Source organism: Nocardia sp. NPDC058497, assembly GCF_042720195.1.
In the GTDB taxonomy this organism is placed as follows: domain Bacteria; phylum Actinomycetota; class Actinomycetes; order Mycobacteriales; family Mycobacteriaceae; genus Nocardia.
The window spans coordinates 1-1,062 of record NZ_JBHXMY010001054.1; the positions used below are offsets into that span (position 1 = coordinate 1).

At 68.0% G+C, this 1,062-nt stretch carries 1 pseudogene; it reads left to right on the top strand.

What is annotated here, in order from left to right:
* Positions 1 to 1,062, top strand: a pseudogene (locus ACFWPJ_RS33655) (twin-arginine translocation pathway signal protein); the annotation flags it as partial.

Sequence of the window (1,062 nt, forward strand, 5' to 3'; positions counted from 1 at the left end):
GCACTGCCCGGTGAGCACGGCTTCCGCAGCTTCTTCGGCTTCTATCACAACCTGCCCGACACGCTGCGCCGAATTCCGTTCCGCGGCAACCGCAACGGCGTCCACGACAACCTCGTCCGCCTCGACGCGGCGATGATCGCGGGCATGGGGCGCAGCAACCTGACCATCCCCCTGCCGTTTCCGCTCCCGTTCAGCCGGATCCCGATGACACCCAGGCAATTCGCGGACTCGTTCGTCTCGGTGTTCGAGACGCTGTTCCGGCTGCCGCCGCACGAAGCGCTCTTCGCCGCCGAACGGCTGGCGGTGTACGTCTCCAGCTGCGAGGAACGCAAACTCGGCCAGTGGGAACGGATGAGCTGGACCGAATTCGCCGGCCTGGACAACGCCTCCGCCGAGTACAGCCGCTTCCTCGGCGACGGGTTCATCCGCGCGCTGGTGGCGACGAAATCCCGCAACTGCAGCGCACATTCGATCGGGCTGGTCGGCGAGGAGTACGTGTGGTCGCTGCTGAATCTCAACAACGACGGTGACGGCCGTGGCAACGACCGGGTGCTCGACGGGCCGACCTCGGAGACGTTCATCGATCCCTGGGTCACCCATCTGCGTTCGCTCGGTGTCACCTTCGCGCTCGGCGCGCAGCTGTCGGGCTTCGAGACCGACGGCGCGCATATCCGCGCGGCGACGGTGACCGACAGCACCGGTGCCAGGCGCAGCGTCGAAGCCGACTACTACGTCAGCGCGATTCCGCTGGACAAGGCTCCCGCGGTGTTCGCCGAGGACGTTCTCGCCGCCGATCCCCGCCTCGAGTCGATCTCGCGGCTGCGGTCGGCCTGGATGGTCGGCATCCAGTTCTTTCTGCGCAGGCGGGCCGACCTCGCCGCGGGGCACGTCGCCTATGTCGACTCACCGTGGGGCCTCACCTCGATCAGCGAGGCGCAGTTCTGGCGGACACCGCTCACCGGCTACGGCGACGGCGGGGTCGCCGACGTGCTGTCGGCGATCATCTCCGACTGGGAGGAGCCGGGCGTGTTCACCCGCAAGACCGCCGCACAGTGCACGCCC